The organism is Yokenella regensburgei (assembly GCF_003634235.1).
Classification (GTDB): domain Bacteria; phylum Pseudomonadota; class Gammaproteobacteria; order Enterobacterales; family Enterobacteriaceae; genus Yokenella; species Yokenella regensburgei.
Window position 1 is genome coordinate 1 of record NZ_RBIZ01000003.1, and the last position, 18,937, is coordinate 18,937.

General features: G+C 54.7%; 17 protein-coding genes and 2 rRNA genes. 12 read left to right on the forward strand and 7 right to left on the reverse strand.

What is annotated here, in order from left to right; genetic code table 11:
* From C7387_RS00060 to C7387_RS00070, 3 genes are all read left to right on the forward strand, one after another.
* Nucleotides 1-160: ribosomal RNA gene (locus tag C7387_RS00060) — 23S ribosomal RNA — on the forward strand; the annotation flags it as partial.
* Nucleotides 161-230: 70 nt separating this feature from the next.
* A 5S ribosomal RNA gene (rrf, locus tag C7387_RS00065) occupies nt 231-346 on the forward strand.
* 240 nt (nt 347-586) lie between these two features.
* Nucleotides 587-1,885 carry an MFS family transporter gene (locus C7387_RS00070; protein WP_006821233.1) on the forward strand — a complete coding sequence of 433 codons (1,299 nt, stop codon included), beginning with the start codon at nt 587-589 and terminating at the stop codon, nt 1,883-1,885.
* 42 nt (nt 1,886-1,927) lie between these two features.
* Here the strand turns inward: C7387_RS00070 and pssA are convergent, their stop codons facing one another.
* From pssA to trxC, 4 genes are all read right to left on the reverse strand, one after another.
* Nucleotides 1,928-3,283, reverse strand: coding sequence for a CDP-diacylglycerol--serine O-phosphatidyltransferase (pssA, locus tag C7387_RS00075; RefSeq protein WP_120815801.1), 1,356 nt, complete (start codon nt 3,281-3,283; stop codon nt 1,928-1,930).
* Between the two features lie 110 nt (nt 3,284-3,393).
* Nucleotides 3,394-6,057, reverse strand: a complete 2,664-nt coding sequence (locus C7387_RS00080; RefSeq protein ID WP_120815802.1) for a bifunctional acetate--CoA ligase family protein/GNAT family N-acetyltransferase — start codon at nt 6,055-6,057, stop codon at nt 3,394-3,396.
* A gap of 33 nt (nt 6,058-6,090) precedes the next feature.
* Nucleotides 6,091-6,789, reverse strand: coding sequence for a tRNA-uridine aminocarboxypropyltransferase (gene tapT / locus C7387_RS00085; RefSeq protein ID WP_038254995.1), 699 nt, complete (start codon nt 6,787-6,789; stop codon nt 6,091-6,093).
* Between the two features lie 70 nt (nt 6,790-6,859).
* Nucleotides 6,860-7,285 (reverse strand): thioredoxin TrxC, encoded by a 426-nt coding sequence (gene trxC, locus C7387_RS00090; RefSeq protein WP_006821228.1) that lies wholly within the window; start codon nt 7,283-7,285, stop codon nt 6,860-6,862.
* A gap of 207 nt (nt 7,286-7,492) precedes the next feature.
* Between trxC and C7387_RS00095 the strand changes: the two genes are divergently transcribed.
* Nucleotides 7,493-8,566 (forward strand): tRNA/rRNA methyltransferase, encoded by a 1,074-nt coding sequence (locus C7387_RS00095; RefSeq protein WP_038254991.1) that lies wholly within the window; start codon nt 7,493-7,495, stop codon nt 8,564-8,566.
* A 32-nt stretch (nt 8,567-8,598) separates the two neighbouring features.
* Here the strand turns inward: C7387_RS00095 and ung are convergent, their stop codons facing one another.
* Complete coding sequence (gene ung, locus C7387_RS00100) at nt 8,599-9,288, reverse strand: uracil-DNA glycosylase (RefSeq protein WP_006821225.1); 690 nt, start codon at nt 9,286-9,288, stop codon at nt 8,599-8,601.
* A 315-nt stretch (nt 9,289-9,603) separates the two neighbouring features.
* Here ung and grcA point away from each other — a divergent pair, with 315 nt between their 5' ends.
* Nucleotides 9,604-9,987, forward strand: coding sequence for an autonomous glycyl radical cofactor GrcA (grcA, locus tag C7387_RS00105; protein WP_120815803.1), 384 nt, complete (start codon nt 9,604-9,606; stop codon nt 9,985-9,987).
* Between the two features lie 47 nt (nt 9,988-10,034).
* Here the strand turns inward: grcA and srmB are convergent, their stop codons facing one another.
* Nucleotides 10,035-11,366, reverse strand: a complete 1,332-nt coding sequence (srmB, locus tag C7387_RS00110) for an ATP-dependent RNA helicase SrmB (RefSeq protein WP_006821223.1) — start codon at nt 11,364-11,366, stop codon at nt 10,035-10,037.
* Nucleotides 11,367-11,496: 130 nt separating this feature from the next.
* Here srmB and trmN point away from each other — a divergent pair, with 130 nt between their 5' ends.
* Nucleotides 11,497-12,234 carry a tRNA(1)(Val) (adenine(37)-N(6))-methyltransferase TrmN gene (gene trmN / locus C7387_RS00115; protein ID WP_120815804.1) on the forward strand — a complete coding sequence of 246 codons (738 nt, stop codon included), beginning with the start codon at nt 11,497-11,499 and terminating at the stop codon, nt 12,232-12,234.
* Here the strand turns inward: trmN and nadB are convergent.
* Nucleotides 12,219-13,838 carry an L-aspartate oxidase gene (gene nadB / locus C7387_RS00120; RefSeq protein WP_120815805.1) on the reverse strand — a complete coding sequence of 540 codons (1,620 nt, stop codon included), beginning with the start codon at nt 13,836-13,838 and terminating at the stop codon, nt 12,219-12,221. The two genes, trmN and nadB, sit on opposite strands and share 16 nt — an antisense overlap.
* Before the next feature lie 368 nt (nt 13,839-14,206).
* Between nadB and C7387_RS23320 the strand changes: the two genes are divergently transcribed.
* The 6 genes from C7387_RS23320 (at nt 14,207) to lepA (ending at nt 18,936) form a co-directional block, all read left to right on the forward strand.
* Nucleotides 14,207-14,266: a hypothetical protein gene (locus C7387_RS23320; RefSeq protein ID WP_350338173.1), complete on the forward strand. Its 60-nt coding sequence runs from the start codon at nt 14,207-14,209 to the stop codon at nt 14,264-14,266.
* Nucleotides 14,263-14,838, forward strand: coding sequence for an RNA polymerase sigma factor RpoE (gene rpoE / locus C7387_RS00125; RefSeq protein WP_006176728.1), 576 nt, complete (start codon nt 14,263-14,265; stop codon nt 14,836-14,838). Before C7387_RS23320 ends, rpoE begins: the two co-directional genes overlap by 4 nt.
* A 32-nt stretch (nt 14,839-14,870) precedes the next feature.
* Nucleotides 14,871-15,524 carry an anti-sigma-E factor RseA gene (rseA, locus tag C7387_RS00130; RefSeq protein WP_006821220.1) on the forward strand — a complete coding sequence of 218 codons (654 nt, stop codon included), beginning with the start codon at nt 14,871-14,873 and terminating at the stop codon, nt 15,522-15,524.
* Nucleotides 15,524-16,477, forward strand: coding sequence for a sigma-E factor regulatory protein RseB (gene rseB / locus C7387_RS00135; RefSeq protein WP_006821219.1), 954 nt, complete (start codon nt 15,524-15,526; stop codon nt 16,475-16,477). Before rseA ends, rseB begins: the two co-directional genes overlap by 1 nt.
* Complete coding sequence (rseC, locus tag C7387_RS00140) at nt 16,474-16,953, forward strand: SoxR-reducing system protein RseC (protein ID WP_006821218.1); 480 nt, start codon at nt 16,474-16,476, stop codon at nt 16,951-16,953. Before rseB ends, rseC begins: the two co-directional genes overlap by 4 nt.
* Before the next feature lie 183 nt (nt 16,954-17,136).
* Nucleotides 17,137-18,936 carry a translation elongation factor 4 gene (gene lepA / locus C7387_RS00145; RefSeq protein ID WP_006821217.1) on the forward strand — a complete coding sequence of 600 codons (1,800 nt, stop codon included), beginning with the start codon at nt 17,137-17,139 and terminating at the stop codon, nt 18,934-18,936.
* Nucleotide 18,937 lies beyond the last annotated feature (1 nt).

The following is an 18,937-nucleotide window of genomic DNA, read 5'->3' on the forward strand; positions in this document are numbered from 1 at the left end:
CTGAAAGCATCTAAGCACGAAACTTGCCCCGAGATGAGTTCTCCCTTGTCCCTTGAGGACACTAAAGGAACGTTGAAGACTACGACGTTGATAGGTCGGGTGTGTAAGCGTAGCGATACGTTGAGCTAACCGATACTAATGAACCGTGAGGCTTAACCTTACAACGCCGAAGCTGTTTTGGCGAAGAGAAGACGAACAATATTCAGCCTGATACAGATTAACAGAATTTGCCTGGCGGCTTTAGCGCGGTGGTCCCACCTGACCCCATGCCGAACTCAGAAGTGAAACGCCGTAGCGCCGATGGTAGTGTGGGGTCTCCCCATGTGAGAGTAGGACACTGCCAGGCATCAATTGCGTGAAGAGGCCATCCGGAAGGATGGCCTTTTTGCGTTTTTGTCCCTTCGAAAACCTCTTTTTTATCACCTGCATATCGCTCAGGATCATGATCTTGCTAACCAAATACGTGATCTGAATCCCATATTGAAAAGTAACAATTATGTAACATAATTGTTTGCTAATCGTATTGTCTTTGTGACGTGTCACGCCCGACGGACGAGCTATCACTCTATGCAGGAGTACTACTACAATGACCGAAACGAGCGTAACTGCGCGTGACTCAGGAACGGCCAGCGATACAAAACGGCGTGTATGGGCTATTGTCGGCGCCTCTTCAGGCAACCTGGTAGAGTGGTTTGATTTCTACGTTTATTCGTTTTGTTCTCTCTACTTTGCCCACATTTTCTTCCCGGCAGGTAATACCACCACCCAGTTGCTGCAAACCGCAGGCGTATTCGCAGCAGGCTTCCTGATGCGACCCATTGGCGGCTGGATCTTTGGTCGTATTGCCGATCGTCGGGGCCGTAAAACCTCGATGCTTATCTCAGTTTGTATGATGTGCTTCGGGTCACTGGTTATTGCCTGTCTTCCGGGTTATGACACGATTGGGACCTGGGCTCCGGCACTGCTGTTACTGGCCCGCTTATTCCAGGGCCTGTCTGTGGGCGGTGAATACGGCACCAGTGCAACCTACATGAGTGAAGTTGCAGTAGAGGGACGTAAAGGGTTTTACGCGTCATTCCAGTACGTGACGCTTATTGGGGGGCAGCTTCTTGCGCTACTCGTGGTGGTCGTACTGCAACAGGTGCTGAGTAATGAGGAACTGCGAGCCTGGGGCTGGCGGATCCCGTTCGCGCTGGGTGCGGTTCTCGCCGTGGTGGCACTGTGGCTACGTCGTCAGCTTGATGAAACTTCGCAAAAAGAGACGCGAACCCTGAAAGAAGCAGGATCCTTTAAGGGGCTGTGGCGTAACCGGAAGGCTTTTTTAATGGTGCTGGGCTTTACCGCCGGCGGTTCGCTGACGTTTTACACCTTCACCACCTATATGCAGAAGTATCTGGTGAATACGGCGGGTATGCATGCCAATACCGCAAGCCTCCTGATGACCGCAGCGCTGTTTGTCTTCATGCTTATCCAGCCTTTAATTGGTGCGCTCTCGGATAAAATTGGTCGCCGTACCTCAATGTTGATCTTCGGTGGACTGGCAACGCTCTTTACGGTACCGCTGCTGTCGGCATTGCAGAACGTAACCTCTCCGTATCTTGCCTTCGTACTGGTGATGTGTGCGCTGATTATTGTCAGCTTCTATACCTCCATCAGCGGTATTCTGAAAGCCGAGATGTTCCCGGCGCAGGTCAGGGCGTTGGGAGTAGGCTTATCTTATGCCGTGGCTAACGCTCTGTTTGGTGGATCGGCGGAATATGTGGCGCTGTCGCTGAAATCGGTAGGTTTTGAGTCGGCGTTCTTCTGGTATGTCACGCTGATGGGCGCACTGGCGTTTGTGGTATCCCTGCTGCTACATCCCAAGGGGAAAGGTCTGCGCCTGTAGGTGTTTCCTGTAAAAAAGCCCCGAAGTTCGGGGCTTTTTTCATTACAGAATTCGGCTGATAAGTTTATCAATACGAATACGGCGTAGTCGGCGGATAAGTTTCCGCACCTTCACCGGGTAATCGGCAATGCTTTGCAGATCCCGATAGTGGTTCACGACGGTGGTATGTTTGCGGATCAGTTCCAGCTCGTGCTGACGCACACTCGCAAGCTTATGCTTAGGATCGTGGATAAGAATGGCGTTTTCCAGGTCAAGGCGCCATGCTCGCGGGTTCAGGTTGTTCCCGGTGAGCAGCATCCACTCGTTATCCACCCACATCCCTTTCAGATGGTAGGTGTTGTCATCATCTTTCCATAAGCGCACAACCAGTTGATCGGTATTGACGTAATACTGCAGGCGGCTCAGGAAACGGCGCAGGTTGATCTCATACAGATACGGTAACGCACCGATGATTTTAAAAGGCTCATTTTCCGGGATATAGAAGTCGTTCGCCGTCTTATCCCCGACGATGATCTCCACCTTTTTGCCATCGCGCAGCAGCGAAATGATATTACGCACCAGGACGGCAGGCAGGTTGAAGTACGGCGTGCAGATGGTCAGCTTATGTTCAGCGCACGGCATCAAATGGAAAATGGTTTTATTGAGCACGCTCGATTTGCCAAGCCCCACCAACGGGGTGACAGAAAGCTGGTCGTTATCCGCATCGCCATGGAACACATAACCGGAGTCGCGCAGATCCTGGCGATAAAGGCGTATATCGTTCTTAATATCCGGGCTTTTGGCGCGTTCGGCTACGTCGAGGCGATTCACACCGCGCCCGGCAACCAGGTTACGGTCTGCCCACTCGAACATGATGTTAGCCAACTGCGGATTACGGATGCAGTGGTAACGGTCGTAACGGTATTTGTCGTGCTGATGCAGGTAGACGTCATTGAGACTGGCGCCGCTGTACATCACGCTGTCATCGATGATGAATCCTTTAAAGTGCAGTACACCCAGCGCTTCACGGGTATTCACCGGAACGCCGTATACCGGCACATCCACGCCCGGATTTTCCTGGACCATGCGATAGTACCAGTCGGCGTTGGTGTTCGCAGCGGCGGCTCCGATACGGCCACGCTGCGCACGGTGCCAGTCAACCAGCACGCGGACATCTAATTCAGGACGCTGACGTTTCGCGTCGTAGAGGGCTTGCAAAATACCTTTCCCGCCATCGTCCTGCTCAAGATAAAGGGCAACGATGCAAATACGGCGAGTGGCGCTGGCGATTTTCGCCAACAATGCTTCCCGAAAATCCGCAGGAGCATAAAAGAACTCGACATCATCAACTGACTGAGAGAGCTTAGGTAGTTGAGCAAGGTGTTGTTGATGTTTATTACGCTTAAATTTTGACAACATCACAGTGCGTTTCTTCTCTGTTTATTGAGGGGTCTTCTGTACTATGCAGACGACAGAAGCGGGTAATAATACCACCACTACCCGCGAAAGTGGTCAACATTTCCAGCAGCTTACTCACGATTCTCATCAGAAGTCAGCCTGAGCGACAAGCCGACAATCCCGTCTTCCAGCTGGATATCGACGTGAAAACCCAGCTTGCGCGCTAGCGCAATCATTCCCTGATTGTTCGGCATGGTAATACCGTTCAGGCGCTGTAAACCGTGCTCACGTGTATAGGCAATGAGTTTTTCCAGTAGCTGCCGGCCGAGCCCCAGCCCTTTGAGGTCTGAGCGCACCAGCACGGCAAACTCGGCGTCAATATTATCCGGATCGGAAATCGCACGCGACACGCCGAGGATCTCGGTTATCTCTCCAGATTGTCTGACGGCGACAAAGGCCATTTCTCGATCGTAGTCGATCTGGGTCATATTGGCTAAGTCGTCGTGGGTAAATTCGTTGATCTCACTGAAGTAACGATAATAGAGATCTTCTTTAGTGACCTGTGAGATAAAGCGCTGCAGGGCGGGTTCATCTTCCGGCAAAATCGGGCGGAACAGACAGCGATCCTTGTCCTTCAGAGTTATCCACTCTTCCAGCTGTTGCGGATAGGGACGAACCGCCAGCCGGCTCTCAGCATCCCCGGTGAAGGGGGCTATCTCCAGCGTTACATCAAGTGCGGTGAACTCGTTACCGGAGGCGAGAAGCGGGTGGATGTCCAGCCGCTGGATCTCCGGGCAATCGACAATCAGGTTCGACACCTGCACCAGGAACTGGCTGAGTCCTGGGATATCCAGCGTGCGTAACGCGCTGCGGCCACGGATCTTTTTGCCTTTAATTGCCTGGATCACCAGATAACGCGCCAGGTTCATGTTAAGCGGCGGCAGCGCCACGGCAGCCTGATCGCGCGCGCGCCACTCGACGCCCCCTTCTCCCAGCATGATCAGTGGGCCGAAGACCGGATCCTGTTCCACGACGACCCGTAGCTCCTGGGCACCGGCACGGTTGGCCATGCTTTGCACCAGCAGACCATGAATGCGCGCCTGCGGCCAGGTGAGTTTAACTCGGTCGATGATGGCGTCCGCCGCCTGCTGCACCTCTGTGGCGGTTCGCAGATACAACATGACCCCCTGAACTTCCGATTTATGCGGAATATCCGGCGAGCGCAGCTTGACCGCCACCGGGTAACCAATCTGTTCGGCAATATGAACGGCTTCGGCGCTGTCGGTTGCGATCCAGGTGGGAAGAGTGCTGAGCCCATAGGCTTTCAGCACCGGCTGGACCTCATGGGTATCCAGGGATGAGGCGCCATCGGCCAGCGCCCGCTGGATCAGTTTGTGTGCTTCCGCGGTGTTAGCCTTCAGGTTCAGCGGCAGCGTTGGCGTTTCACGCAGCTGTTTCTGGTTACGCCGGTATTCCACCATGTGCATGAACGCGGTGATGGTCCCTTCCGGTGTACGATAAGTAGGGATCCCCGCGTCGCTGAACAAACGACGAGCTTCCTGTGAGGAGAACTCTCCGCACCAGTTGGTCAACACCGTAACGTATTTACCACGTGGATGGTTTTTCAGTACCTCAATTAGTGCGAGTGCACTTTCTGTACCCGGCGCGGCGGCGCTGGGTGAGTGAATGACCAGCAGCGCGTCGTAGTCCTGGCTGTCGAGCAAAATGTTGAGCGTAGTGCGGTAGTGCTCACTACTGGCATCATCGCGCAGATCCAGTGGATTGGCTGCCTCTACGCTCTCGGGCAACGCTTTACGCAGGCGATCGCGAGTTTCATCGCTGAGCGTGGCAAGCTTGCCGTTGCGTGACCACAGCTCGTCCAGCGCCAGGGCGGCAGGTGCCGCGCCGTTGCTGACTATCATCAGCTTGTCACCGCGCAGCGGGCGCATATGGCTCAGGGTTTCGACGGCGGAGAAAAGCTCGTGAGTGTTCTGTACGCGCAGCAAACCGGCGCGCTGGATAGCGGCATCCCAGGCGGGATCCATTCCGGAATTCACGTGCAGCAACCGCTGTGCTTCCGGGCTGCGGCCGCTCTTGATAACCAGAATCGGTTTATTGCGTGAGGCGCTTCGCGCGGCAGAGACAAAGCGGCGAGCATCGCTCAGATGCTCCAGATACAGCAAAATGGCGCTGGTTTTACTGTCGCGGGCAAGGAAATCAAGCAGGTCGTCAACGTCTATGTCCAGGCTGTCACCGAGGGCGATAAACCAGGAGAAGCCCATTTCGCGCTGCTGTGCCCAGTCGAGAATGGTGTTGGAAACGGCGGCAGACTGAGAGATGAACGCCAGCTTGCCACGGCGGATTGGTACTGGGGAGAAACTGGCGTTAAGACCCTGCCAGGGGGCCAGTAGTCCTAAACTGTTTGGCCCCAGAAGCCGCATCTGATAGCGACGAGCGCAGGCCTTCAATTCAGCAAACTGTTCCGGTGGGGAAGAGAGAATAATGCAGGTCTTACAGCCTTTTTCGCCCAGCGCTTCCAGTAGCTCAAGGTTACGCTTCGCATGAGTACAAAGTACCGCCAGGTCGGGGGTGAACGGCAGGCTTCGAATATCGGGCCAGGCCAGTACTCCGTGAACGGCTTTCCAGTTCGGTGTAACCGGGAGCACCGGGCCGCTAAAGCCACCCGAGAGCAGGTTGCGCATCATCAGATACCCCGCTCGCTGGGGTTTCATTGAGGCGCCAATCACGGCGATAGACTTAGGTCGAAGTAGCGCTTCCAGCCCACGTTGGCTCATACCGGTCTTCCTTTGCGTAGTGACCGAATGATTCTAAACGCTTTCTTCCACTTCTGCTGTGATGCTTCCCTTATGCTGCGTTTTTCCTGCCAGATAACGGGTACGAAAACGCGTAAAGTGGTCGCTGAGGGATGAGGCGGCTTCGGTGTCTTCCGCCAGCGACAGCAACGCCACGGCGACTTCCGCCGTGCAGTACTGGCCATCCGCATGGGCTTCACGCAGGTGATAAGCCGTGACCCGCGACAAATCAACCGAGATAATCGGCAAATTATCCAGATACGGACTCTTGCGGAACATCTTTCGCGCTTCGGTCCAGGTACCGTCGAGCATAATAAACAGCGGCGGTTTGCCTGAAGGGGGGGCTGCGATGACGCTGCGCCCTGCGTCGGCATAAGAGGCCGGGAACACCACCATTGGCTGATAATCCGGATGGCGGATAAGTTCCAGCAGCGCTGCGGGTGGCTCGGTGCGCGACCACTGGAAGGCTTCGGTATCTGGCAGAATGTCCGCAATCAGACGGCCAGTATTGCTGGGTTTCATCGGTTCAGTATCGAACATCACCAGGCAAAAACGGCTGCGGGCAGGCTGCGGTGAGATAGTTTCACACAGGCATTGTTTTAGCGGCAGCAGACAGCGCTGGCAGCGGCGAATGCGGTTGCCACGGGCAAGGAAAGGGCGGGTTGCTCGTGCAAGACGTTCAGCACGTAACCGGAGAACAGCGTTATCTATCATGGGAATTCTGGCAGGAAAAACGCTATTGTCGCAGAGGTTAAAACGGGGCACAAGTTGTGCCCCGAGAGGATTATGCCTGAGTGGCTTCGTTCAGCCATTCGTCGAATGGCCCTTTTGGTACGGCGCCGTTCAACATGTCGAGGACTTCGCCGTTTTTGAAGACCATAATGGTCGGGATGCTGCGAATGCGGAAACGGGCGCTCAGCTCCGGCTCGGCCTCGGTATTGACCTTCACGAAGCGGATTTTGCCGCTGCGCTCTTCGGCAACGTCTTCAAAAATAGGCGCAAAACTGCGGCACGGGCCACACCATGGTGCCCAGAAATCGACCACGACGGGCAGGTCGTCTTTCAGCAGCTTATCAAGGGTTGCGCCGGTGGCATTAATCACGTCGCCGTCAAACAGCTCGTGACCACAGCGTCCACACTTCGCGGTATCGTTAATACGATCGTCCGGGATGCGATTGAGCGCCTGACAGCTGGCACAAACGGTATTCATAGCTAACCTCTGGCTTATTGGGAGACGAACTGGCATTGCTGCCAGGATGTTTCTGTAATGTTACATATTATCAGCGAGTGACGCCCAATGAACAATGTGGTTTATTCGATGAGTACAATAGTCAGGGTCTTTTGTATGAATTAATGGCGAAGTGAGGATACATCGGGTAATCTTCGCGCTTCGCGCAGCGCAGGTAGGAGAATAAAGATGAGCGACGAACTGAAGAATAAAAGCGGCAAGGTCAAAGTGATGTATGTCCGCAGTGATGATGACTCGGATAAACGCACGCAAAATCCGCGTACCGGTAAAGGTGGCGGCCGTGCTGGCACATCCCGTACTGAAGGCGGTCGTCGTCCTAATCGTGAGGGGAAACCCGCACAGCCTGCTCGCGAGCGTAGCCGCGAACGTAACAACGACCGTGGTGAACGCGGCGGTGACGCCTCTCCGTGGCGTACCGTTTCCCGAGCACCGGGTGATGATGCTCCGGCAAAACCGGATCACGGCGGGATCAGCGGCAAGAGTTTTATCGATCCAGAAGTGCTGCGTCGTCAGCGCGCTGAAGAAACCCGTGTATATGGCGAGAACGCCTGTCAGGCCCTGTTCCTGAGCCGCCCGGATTCTATCGTACGTGCCTGGTTTATCCAGAGCGTAACGCCGCGCTTCAAAGAAGCCCTGCGTTGGATGGCGGCAAACCGTAAAGCATATCACGTGGTTGATGATGCCGAGCTGGCGAAAGCCTCCGGCACTGAGCACCACGGCGGCGTGTGTTTCTTAATCAAAAAACGTAACGGTACCACCGTACAGCAGTGGGTCAGCAAAGCGGGCGAAGAAGACTGCGTACTGGCGCTGGAAGACGTAGGCAACCCGCACAACCTTGGCGCGATGATGCGCAGCTGCGCGCACTTTGGCGTGAAAGGTGTCGTGGTTCAGGATGCCGCCCTGCTGGAATCCGGTGCGGCTATTCGTACTGCAGAAGGTGGCGCAGAGCACGTTGAGCCGATCACGGGCGACAGCTTTATCGATACGCTGAGTGAATTCCGCAACGCGGGCTACACCATCGTTTCTACTTCCAGCCACAAAGGCACGCCGCTGTATCAGGCGACCCTGCCGAAAAAAATGGTGCTGGTACTGGGTCAGGAACGTGATGGCCTGTCCGAGGCGGCAATCTCCAGCGCTGATCTGAGTGTCTCCATCGAGGGCACCGGCAACGTCGAGAGTCTGAACGTCTCCGTCGCCACCGGCGTACTGCTCGGTGAGTGGTGGCGTCAGAACAAAGCCTGATAAGAAAAGCCAGCGATAACGCTGGCTTTTTTTTACCCTTCGTTTGCCGGTAGCACCGGCATCCAGTCAATTGGCATTTCACCCCGCTGCGACAGCCACTCATTCGTCAGAACAAAATGGTTTGAACCGAAGAAACCGCGGTGCGCCGAGAGCGGTGACGGGTGTGGCGCTTTCAGCACGTGGTGACGCTGCTGGTCGATAATGGCCCCTTTCTTCTGCGCGTGTGAACCCCACAGCAGGAACACCACGCCTTCGCGATGCTCGTTAATCAGGCTAATCACTTTATCGGTAAACGTCTCCCAGCCCAGAGAGGCATGGGAATGCGCCTGTCCGGCACGTACGGTCAACACGGTGTTCAGTAGCAGCACGCCCTGGCGTGCCCAGCTTTCCAGATAACCGTGGTTTGGTCGGGTAAAGCCGGGGATCGTCGCCTCAAGCTCTTTATACATATTGAGCAAAGAGGGTGGGGTAGCGACACCTGGCTGTACGGAAAACGCCAGCCCGTGCGCCTGGTTTGGGCCGTGATAAGGATCCTGACCCAGGATAACGACTTTTACCTCACCCAGTTCCGTATAACGAAACGCGTTAAACACATCTTTCTGCGGCGGGTAAATGGTCATCCCGGACTGGCGCTCGTTCGCAACCGTCTGCAGGGTGTTTACAAAATAGGGCTGCTGTTTTTCGTCAGCAAGGACATCGTGCCAGGTTAAAGAGGTCGTCATCACGCGCTCCTGAAAGGGGGAATGGCGATAGCTTAACTGCTTCTTTCGGCATAACAAAATCCGCACCAGCAAAACATCATGATTAGCTTAAAAAAATTTGAAAACTTATGAAAATATTTGTGTGACCGGGATGGCGTAACTTGATGTAAAACAACTATTTCCGCTTATGACCTTTTTTGTGGTGTGGTTTTTATTGATTTAAATCAATGAATGCAGGCTAATCGACTGTTATACATACACTCAAGCAATAATGGTTTTACCAATTGGCCGCGCAGGCCAATAGAACGAATATGTTGAGCCCAAGGGAGGCATTAAATGATTACCGGTATCCAAATTACTAAAGCAGCAAACGACGATCTCCTGAATTCATTCTGGCTGCTGGACAGCGAGAAAGGTGAAGCGCGTTGCCTGGTGGCAAAAGCGGGTTTCGCGGAAGACCAGGTGATTGAACTCAGCAAACTGGGTCAAATCGAATATCGCGAAATTCCAGTAAACGTACAGCCGGAAGTGCGCGTGGAAGGTGGTCAGCACCTGAACGTGAACGTTCTGCGTCGTGAAACTCTGGAAGATGCCGTTAAGCACCCGGAAAAATATCCGCAGCTGACCATCCGTGTTTCTGGCTACGCAGTGCGTTTCAACTCACTGACTCCGGAACAGCAGCGCGACGTTATCGCTCGTACCTTCACCGAAAGCCTGTAATTTTTCAGGTGACGGAATGAAAAACGCCGGGAAATCCCGGCGTTTTTTTATTCTTCAGTTGTCGGCGTTGGGGTGCCGCTACCGCTCGGCTTACGACGTTTACCAATATTCCTGGTATCACGATGGCGCTGCTTCACGCGCGGCTTCTCTTTGCTCTCTTTTTTCTTCTCTTCGCGTTTGGCGAGCACTTTCTTCGACGGCTTGCCCTGCAGTTTTTCGCTCGGCACGCGGGTGGTCGGACGCAGCTCATCGATAACGCGGGACTTCAGCGGCTCTTCGACGTAGCGGCCGATTTTACCTAGCAGCAGGTGATCGTGCGCTTCTACCAGCGAGATAGCGGTACCTTTGCGACCAGCTCGGCCGGTACGGCCAATACGGTGCAGATAGGTATCGCCGGTGCGCGGCATATCAAAGTTAAAGACGTGGCTGACGTCGGCGATGTCGATGCCGCGGGCGGCAACGTCGGTGGCAACCAGCACGTTCACTCGTCCATCGGTCAGACGCTTAATCGCTTCGTTACGCTTTGCCTGCACCATCTCTCCTTCGAGATAGCAGTTGTTAATCCCCGCTTCGCGCAGCCAGGTCGCCAGCTCATGCACGCGCTCGCGTTTACGCACGAAGACGATAGAGCGGGTTGCTTCCGGCTGTTTCAGCAGGTGAACCAGCAGCGCGGTTTTGTGTTCAACGTTGTCGGCACGATAGTACCACTGGTGAATTTTCTTGCGCTCGCGGGTAGACGGCGTTGCGGAAACTTCGACCGGATCCTCCAGCAGACGCTCGGCAAAATCTTTGATAGCGTCGCCTTCAAGCGTGGCGGAGAACAGCAGGGTCTGCTTGCGCCAGCGGGTTTCTGCGGCGATATATTCGATATCCTGAGCAAAGCCCATGTCCAGCATACGGTCTGCTTCATCAAGGATGAGCGTCTCAACCGCGCGGCAGTCGAAGTTTTCCTCTTTGATGTACTGGATAAGGCGCCCGGTGGTGGCGACAACGATATCCTGGTTTTCGCTGAACACTTCCGCGTGGTTCATAAACGCGACGCCGCCGGTAATGGTGGCGATATCAAGATGCGTATTGGCGGCTAATTCACGCGCATGGTCAGCAACCTGCATCGCCAGCTCACGGGTCGGCGTCAGGATCAGAATGCGCGGCGGCCCGGATTTTTTACGCGGAAAGTCGAGCAGGTGCTGCAACGCGGGCAGCAAAAATGCCGCTGTTTTACCGGTACCGGTCGGCGCAGAACCGAGGACATCACGGCCATCGAGCGCAGGCGGTATAGCGGCAGCCTGAATGGCGGTCGGGCGAGTGAAACCTTTATTCTGGAGGACATCCAGAAGGCTTTCGTCGAGTTCGAGTTCGGAAAAAGTCGTTACAGTCATGATCTACCTCTGTGTGGGGCGCTGATTATAGACGTTACGGCTGTAATGTTCATCTGTTTGTGTGGCTATCGGTTCTCAGGTATTGTGCATAACCCTAAGCTAATACTGATTTACCCGCCAGGTGCCTGATATGTCCCAGTCTAAATCCACGCTGCGTCGTAATGGATTTACCTTCAAACAATTTTTCGTTGCTCACGACCGCTGTGCCATGAAGGTCGGAACCGACGGTATTCTGCTCGGCGCATGGGCACCCATCGCCCGGGTTAAACGGATCCTCGATATCGGTACCGGCAGCGGGCTGCTGGCACTGATGCTGGCGCAGCGTACTGATGCCAGCGTCACGCTTGATGCCGTAGAGCTGGACGACGGCGCGGTGATGCAGGCGGTGGAAAATATCGCTGAATCTCCGTGGGCTTCACGCATCAACGTCCATCATGCCGCTATTCAGCGCTGGATCACTGAACAAAATAGCCGTTATGACCTTATCGTCAGCAACCCGCCGTACTATGAGCAGGGCGTAGAGTGCGCCACGCCAGAGCGCGAGCAGGCTCGGTATACCACCACGCTCGATCACACCACGTTGCTAAACTGTGCAGCGGATGCCATCACCGAGGAGGGCTTCTTCTGCGTGGTACTGCCGGAGGCGATTGGTGCGGAGTTTACCCAAAAAGCTGAGTCACTGGGCTGGAATTTGCGTCTGCGCACCGACGTTGCGGAAACTGAATTAAAACTTCCGCATCGGGTGCTGCTGGCGTTCTCACCACAGGCCGGTGAGGTGTTCACCGACCGGCTGGTTATCCGTGGGCCAGAGCAGCAGTACTCCGAAGGGTATACCGCACTGACCCAGGCATTTTATCTGTTTATGTAGTTTGGCGGTGCCAGTACTGACGGCCCGGAGTCTGCTAACTGCTGCGGGTGATCGAGGGTAAAGTGCAGCCCTCGGCTCTCTTTGCGCATCATCGCGCAGCGGACAATAAGCTCGGCAACCTGCACCAGATTTCTCAGCTCCAGCAAGTTGTTCGACACGCGAAAACGCGCGTAGTACTCATCCAGCTCCTGCTGTAAAAGCGTAATGCGGCGCAGCGCGCGCTCCAGACGTTTTGTGGTACGCACAATACCGACGTAATCCCACATGAACAGCCTCAGCTCGTGCCAGTTGTGCTGGATCACCACCAGTTCGTCCGGATTCTCCACCCGGCTTTCATCCCAGTCGGGCAGGGCATTTTCCGCGCGGATATCAGACAAACGTTGTTTGATGTCCTCCGCGGCGGACCAGCCGTAAACCAGGCACTCAAGCAGTGAGTTTGACGCCATTCGGTTTGCCCCGTGCAGACCGGTGTAGCTCACCTCGCCAATGGCATACAGCCCGTCGACGTCGGTTCGTCCGGCATCATCAACCATCACACCGCCGCAGGTGTAATGTGCCGCGGGAACAATCGGCATAGGTTCTTTGGTGATGTCGATACCCAGCCCCAGCAGCTTGTCGTAAATCATCGGGAAATGATGACGGATGAACTCCTCTGGCTGGTGGCTGATATCCAGATACATACAGTCAGCGCCGAGGCGCTTCATCTCATGGTCGATAGCTCTGGCGACAATATCGCGCGGTGCCAGCTCGCCGCGCTCGTCGAAGTCTGGCATAAAGCGGGTGCCGTCAGGACGTTTCAGCACAGCACCTTCACCACGCAGTGCTTCGGTGAGCAGGAAATTTCGCGCCTGTGGGTGATAGAGCGCTGTTGGATGGAACTGATTAAATTCGAGGTTAGCGACCCGACACCCGGCGCGCCACGCCATCGCGATGCCATCACCTGAAGAGATATCCGGATTCGTGGTGTACTGATATACCTTCGATGCGCCACCGGTCGCCAGCGCAACGGATCGCGCCTGACAGGTTTCGACCTTCTCGGCATTGCGGTTCCAGATCCACGCGCCCACGACGCGTCGATGCCCCGGCAGGCCGATTTTATCGGAAACAATCAGGTCAACGGCGTTATGCCTTTCAAGAATGCGGATATTCGGGTGTGCCAGCGCTTTGCTGACGAGGGTGGTTTCCACCGCTTTGCCGGTGGCGTCGGCGGCGTGAAGAATGCGTCGATGGCTATGGCCTCCCTCGCGGGTCAAATGATAACCCGGCTCTCCGTTCGCCTGAACGTGGGTATCAAAGGCCACCCCCTGGTCAATAAGCCACTGTACGCAGGGTTTAGCATTGCTGGCGACAAACGAGACGGCATGGCGATCGCAAAGGCCAGCTCCCGCCACCAGGGTGTCATCAACGTGTGATTCAATGCTGTCAGTTTCATCAAACACGGCGGCGATGCCGCCCTGGGCGTAGAATGTCGAGCCTTCACTGACGGGACCTTTGCTCAGCACAATGACAGAGCTGTGTTCGGCAAGGCGCAGTGCCAGCGATAATCCTGCGGCGCCGCTGCCAATGATTAGGACATCACAAGCATGATCAGGGGTAGTATTCATGATGGTTGTTTAATTTACTAAACACGGTTTGGCGAGCATAGCACCATGTTGTCGGAATCAGCACACTTTTTTTCCTGGTTAGGTTAAAAAGGCTAAACAGCGTAGGTGTGATAGAAGGTATGTAAAATAAAGAAAATATTTTGCGAAGCAGATCGTTAGCTTCAGTTTTTATGATGAAATAAAGCCTGTCTTACGCTACTCTGCTGGCTTATTGCGGGTTTTCATCGCAATCTGACGCATGTTAAGGGTTGGTGGACTTATAATGAGAGATAATGAGCGGTCTGCGGACTATTAACAAAAAAACTAAGGCGTAACGGAACTTTATGATTATCAGAAACTCTAACCGGTTGCTTGCTCATGATGCAGTGATGGGATGGCATTCTGATTACGCATGGGAATTTGATTTGGGGAGATATTACCTCGGATGAGCGAGCAGTTAACGGATCAGGTCCTTGTTGAACGGGTCCAGAAGGGAGATCAGAAAGCGTTTAATCTGCTGGTAGTTCGCTATCAGCATAAAGTCGCGAGCCTGGTTTCCCGCTATGTACCGTCGGGCGATGTGCCTGATGTGGTGCAAGAGTCTTTTATTAAGGCCTATCGTGCGCTGGATTCTTTCCGGGGAGATAGTGCTTTTTATACCTGGTTGTATCGTATCGCGGTGAACACCGCTAAGAACTACCTGGTCGCTCAGGGTCGACGCCCGCCATCCAGTGATGTTGATGCTATTGACGCAGAAAACTTCGAAAGTGGCGGTGCGCTGAAAGAAATTTCGAACCCTGAGAACTTAATGTTGTCAGAAGAACTGAGACAAATCGTTTTTCGTACCATTGAGTCGCTTCCGGAAGATTTACGCATGGCGATAACCTTGCGGGAGCTGGATGGCCTGAGCTATGAAGAGATAGCCGCTATCATGGATTGTCCGGTGGGTACTGTTCGTTCGCGTATCTTCCGGGCGCGAGAAGCTATTGATAATAAAGTTCAACCGCTAATCAGGCGTTGACGATAGCGGGATACTGGAAAAGGTATTTAGGCATGCAGAAAGAAAAACTTTCCGCTTTAATGGATGGTGAATTGCTGGATAACGAGCTGCTCAACGAGCTGAGTCGTTCTCCTGAGATGCAAGAAACGTGGGCAAGTTATCATCTCATCCGTGATTCGCTGAGAGGCGACACCGGTGATGTGCTCCATTTTGATATCTCCTCCCGCGTAATGGCCGCCATTGAAAGCGAACCGGCACGTCTGTCTACACCGCTGATCCCTGAAGCGCAGCCTGCGCCACACCAGTGGCAAAAAATGCCGTTTTGGCAAAAAGTGCGCCCGTGGGCCAGCTCACTCACCCAAATGGGCGTTGCTGCCTGCGTATCGCTTGCAGTCATCGTCGGTGTGCAGCACTATAACGGCCAATCTGAATCTTCCCAGCAACCTGAAGCACCGGTATTCAATACATTACCGATGATGGGCAAAGCCAGCCCGGTCAGCCTGGGCGTACCTTCTGAAGCGACGACGGCCAGCACTGGCCAGCAACAGCAGGTACAGGAGCAGCGTCGCCGCATTAATGCAATGCTGCAGGACTACGAATTGCAGCGTCGTTTGCACTCCGAACAGCTTCAGTTTGAACAGGCACAAACCCAGCAAGCGGCTGTTCAGGTGCCAGGATATCAAACTCTAGGAACGCAATCGCAGTAATGAAGCAACTTTGGTGTGCCATGTCCCTTGTGGTTGGTAGCCTGTTCTTCTCCGTCAACGCCTCGGCAGATGTCTCGTCCGGGGCGTTGTTGCAGGAAATGAACCAGGCCAGCCAGTCACTCAATTACGAGCTGTCTTTTGTCAGCATCAGCAAGCAAGGCGTTGAGTCGCTGCGCTATCGTCATGCTCGTCTGAATAATCAGCCACTTGCTCAGCTATTGCAGATGGACGGTCCCCGCCGTGAAGTAGTGCAGCGTGGGAACGAAATCAGCTACTTTGAGCCGGGGCTTGAGCCTTTCACGCTGAACGGCGATTACATCGTCGATTCGCTGCCGTCGCTGGTTTATACCGATTTCAAACGTCTGGCGCCTTACTACGACTTCATCTCCGTCGGGCGGACGCGTATTGCCGACCGGCTGTGTGAAGTTATCCGCGTTGTGGCGAAAGACGGTACCCGCTATAGCTACATCGTCTGGCTCGATTCCGAAAGCAAACTGCCGATGCGCGTCGACCTTCTCGACCGCGATGGTGAAACCCTCGAGCAGTTCCGGGTGATCGCGTTTAACGTCAATGCTGCCGTTAGCGACACGATGGAAAGCCTGTCGAAGGCCAACCTGCCGCCGCTGCTTTCGGTACCGGCAGGCGATAAAGTCAACTTCAACTGGGCGACAACCTGGTTGCCTCAGGGCTTTAGTGAAGTCTCCAGTAGCCGCCGTACGCTGCCGACGCTGAACATTCCGGTTGAGTCTCGCCTGTACTCTGATGGCCTCTTTAGCTTCTCTGTGAATATCAGTCGCGCTACCCCTGCCAGCAGTGAGCAAATGCTGCGTACGGGTCGCCGTACGGTGACGACGTCCGTGCGTGATAATGCTGAGATCACCATCGTTGGTGAAATTCCACCGCCGACGGCGAAACGCATTGCCGACAGTATCAAATTCAAGGCTGCGCAATGATTAAAGAGTGGGCTACGGTCGTCTCCTGGCAGGGGGGGATCGCACAGGTAAGCTGTGACGTGAAAGCCTCCTGCAGCAGCTGCGCATCGCGGGCAGGCTGTGGCAGCCGGGTATTGAATAAGCTCGGTCCGCAGACCAGCCATACGATTACCGTGCCGAGCGAAGCCCCGCTTGTCGTTGGGCAAAAAGTGGAGCTGGGCATTGCCGAAGGCAGCCTGCTGACCTCGGCGCTGCTGGTGTATATGTCACCGCTGGTGGGGTTGTTCCTCGTCGCTGGCATTTTCCAGATGCTGTTCCAGAGCGACCTTGCCGCACTTTCCGGCGCCGTACTCGGCGGCGTTGGTGGCTTCTTGCTGGCGCGAGGTTTATCGCCTAAGCTTGCCGCCAGAGAGGCGTGGCAGCCCATTATTTTAAGCGTGGGATTGCCACCAGACCTCGTCCGTGTAGATACTTCACCTGCAGATTCAGGCCAGTGATTGCGCTGGCTTTATGAGTTTTTACTACCCGCTTCTGACACCATCTGTTGTTCCCGCTAACCTGACTGTAAGAGCATTTCCTGGTTGTGGTGATGTAGTGTAGAATGCGGCGTTTTCGAACGACAAAACGTCAGGCACAGTACAGCGGCCTCCAGGTATTCGTAAGGCATAAATAATTAATATATGAAGAACATACGTAACTTTTCGATCATTGCTCATATCGACCACGGTAAGTCGACGCTGTCTGACCGCATCATTCAGATTTGCGGTGGCCTTTCTGATCGCGAAATGGAAGCGCAGGTTCTCGACTCCATGGACCTGGAGCGCGAGCGCGGCATCACCATCAAAGCGCAAAGCGTGACACTCGATTTTAAAGCCGCCGACGGCGAGACTTATCAGCTTAACTTTATCGACACCCCGGGCCACGTGGACTTCTCTTATGAAGTTTCTCGCTCCCTTGCGGCGTGCGAAGGCGCACTGCTGGTGGTTGACGCAGGACAGGGCGTAGAAGCCCAGACCCTGGCCAACTGCTATACCGCGATGGAAATGGATCTGGAAGTGGTTCCGGTTCTCAACAAAATTGACCTGCCAGCCGCCGATCCCGATCGCGTAGCGGAAGAGATTGAAGACATTGTGGGTATCGATGCTCACGATGCGGTGCGTTGCTCTGCGAAAACCGGCGTTGGCGTACAGGACGTTCTTGAGCGTCTCGTCCGCGATATCCCGGCACCGGAAGGCGATCCGGATGCACCGCTGCAGGCACTGATCATTGACTCCTGGTTCGACAACTACCTGGGCGTTGTCTCCCTGGTGCGTATTAAAAACGGCACCATGCGTAAGGGTGACAAAATTAAGGTGATGAGCACCGGTCAGGTGTACAACGCCGATCGTCTCGGCATCTTTACGCCGAAGCAGGTCGATCGTACCGAGCTTAAGTGCGGCGAAGTAGGCTGGCTGGTTTGTGCGATTAAAGACATCCTGGGCGCGCCGGTGGGGGATACCCTGACCACGGCACGTAATCCTGCTGACAAAGCGCTGCCGGGCTTTAAAAAGGTGAAACCGCAGGTCTACGCGGGTCTGTTCCCGGTAAGCTCTGATGACTACGAAGCCTTCCGTGATGCGCTGGGTAAACTCAGCCTGAACGACGCCTCTCTGTTCTATGAGCCGGAAAGCTCGACGGCGCTGGGCTTCGGCTTCCGCTGTGGCTTCCTCGGCCTACTGCACATGGAGATTATCCAGGAGCGTCTGGAGCGTGAATACGATCTGGATCTCATCACCACGGCGCCGACCGTAGTGTATGAAGTGCAGACCACCAACAAAGAAGTTATCTACGTAGACAGCCCGTCCAAGCTGCCGCCGCTGAATAACATTGATGAGCTGCGTGAGCCTATCGCTGAGTGTCACATGCTGCTGCCGCAGGAATTCCTCGGCAACGTGATCACCCTGTGTATCGAGAAGCGTGGCGTTCAGACCAACATGGTTTACCACGGTAACCAGGTGGCGCTGACCTACGAAATCCCGATGGCGGAAGTGGTGCTCGACTTCTTCGACCGTCTGAAGTCCACCTCCCGCGGTTATGCGTCGCTGGACTACAACTTCAAACGTTTCCAGGCGTCCAACATGGTGCGCGTCGATGTACTGATCAACGGCGAGCGTGTGGATGCGCTGGCGCTGATCACGCACAACGACAACGCGCCATACCGCGGTCGTGAACTGGTTGAGAAGATGAAAGAACTGATCCCACGTCAGCAGTTCGATATCGCGATTCAGGCGGCCATCGGCAACCACATCATTGCTCGTTCTACCGTGAAACAGCTGCGTAAAAACGTACTGGCTAAGTGCTACGGTGGTGACGTGAGCCGTAAGAAAAAGCTGCTGCAGAAACAGAAAGACGGTAAGAAGCGAATGAAGCAGGTCGGTAACGTCGAACTGCCACAGGAAGCATTCCTCGCCATTCTGCACGTCGGTAAAGACGGTAAATAAC

Bases quoted from the DNA above. Each gene is read 5' to 3' on its own strand.
- C7387_RS00070 (WP_006821233.1), top strand. From the start codon at position 587: ATGACCGAAACGAGCGTAACTGCGCGTGACTCAGGAACGGCCAGCGAT.
- pssA (WP_120815801.1), bottom strand. From the start codon at position 3,283: ATGTTGTCAAAATTTAAGCGTAATAAACATCAACAACACCTTGCTCAA.
- C7387_RS00080 (WP_120815802.1), bottom strand. From the start codon at position 6,057: ATGAGCCAACGTGGGCTGGAAGCGCTACTTCGACCTAAGTCTATCGCC.
- tapT (WP_038254995.1), bottom strand. From the start codon at position 6,789: ATGATAGATAACGCTGTTCTCCGGTTACGTGCTGAACGTCTTGCACGA.
- trxC (WP_006821228.1), bottom strand. From the start codon at position 7,285: ATGAATACCGTTTGTGCCAGCTGTCAGGCGCTCAATCGCATCCCGGAC.
- C7387_RS00095 (WP_038254991.1), top strand. From the start codon at position 7,493: ATGAGCGACGAACTGAAGAATAAAAGCGGCAAGGTCAAAGTGATGTAT.
- ung (WP_006821225.1), bottom strand. From the start codon at position 9,288: ATGACGACCTCTTTAACCTGGCACGATGTCCTTGCTGACGAAAAACAG.
- grcA (WP_120815803.1), top strand. From the start codon at position 9,604: ATGATTACCGGTATCCAAATTACTAAAGCAGCAAACGACGATCTCCTG.
- srmB (WP_006821223.1), bottom strand. From the start codon at position 11,366: ATGACTGTAACGACTTTTTCCGAACTCGAACTCGACGAAAGCCTTCTG.
- trmN (WP_120815804.1), top strand. From the start codon at position 11,497: ATGTCCCAGTCTAAATCCACGCTGCGTCGTAATGGATTTACCTTCAAA.
- nadB (WP_120815805.1), bottom strand. From the start codon at position 13,838: ATGAATACTACCCCTGATCATGCTTGTGATGTCCTAATCATTGGCAGC.
- rpoE (WP_006176728.1), top strand. From the start codon at position 14,263: ATGAGCGAGCAGTTAACGGATCAGGTCCTTGTTGAACGGGTCCAGAAG.
- rseA (WP_006821220.1), top strand. From the start codon at position 14,871: ATGCAGAAAGAAAAACTTTCCGCTTTAATGGATGGTGAATTGCTGGAT.
- rseB (WP_006821219.1), top strand. From the start codon at position 15,524: ATGAAGCAACTTTGGTGTGCCATGTCCCTTGTGGTTGGTAGCCTGTTC.
- rseC (WP_006821218.1), top strand. From the start codon at position 16,474: ATGATTAAAGAGTGGGCTACGGTCGTCTCCTGGCAGGGGGGGATCGCA.
- lepA (WP_006821217.1), top strand. From the start codon at position 17,137: ATGAAGAACATACGTAACTTTTCGATCATTGCTCATATCGACCACGGT.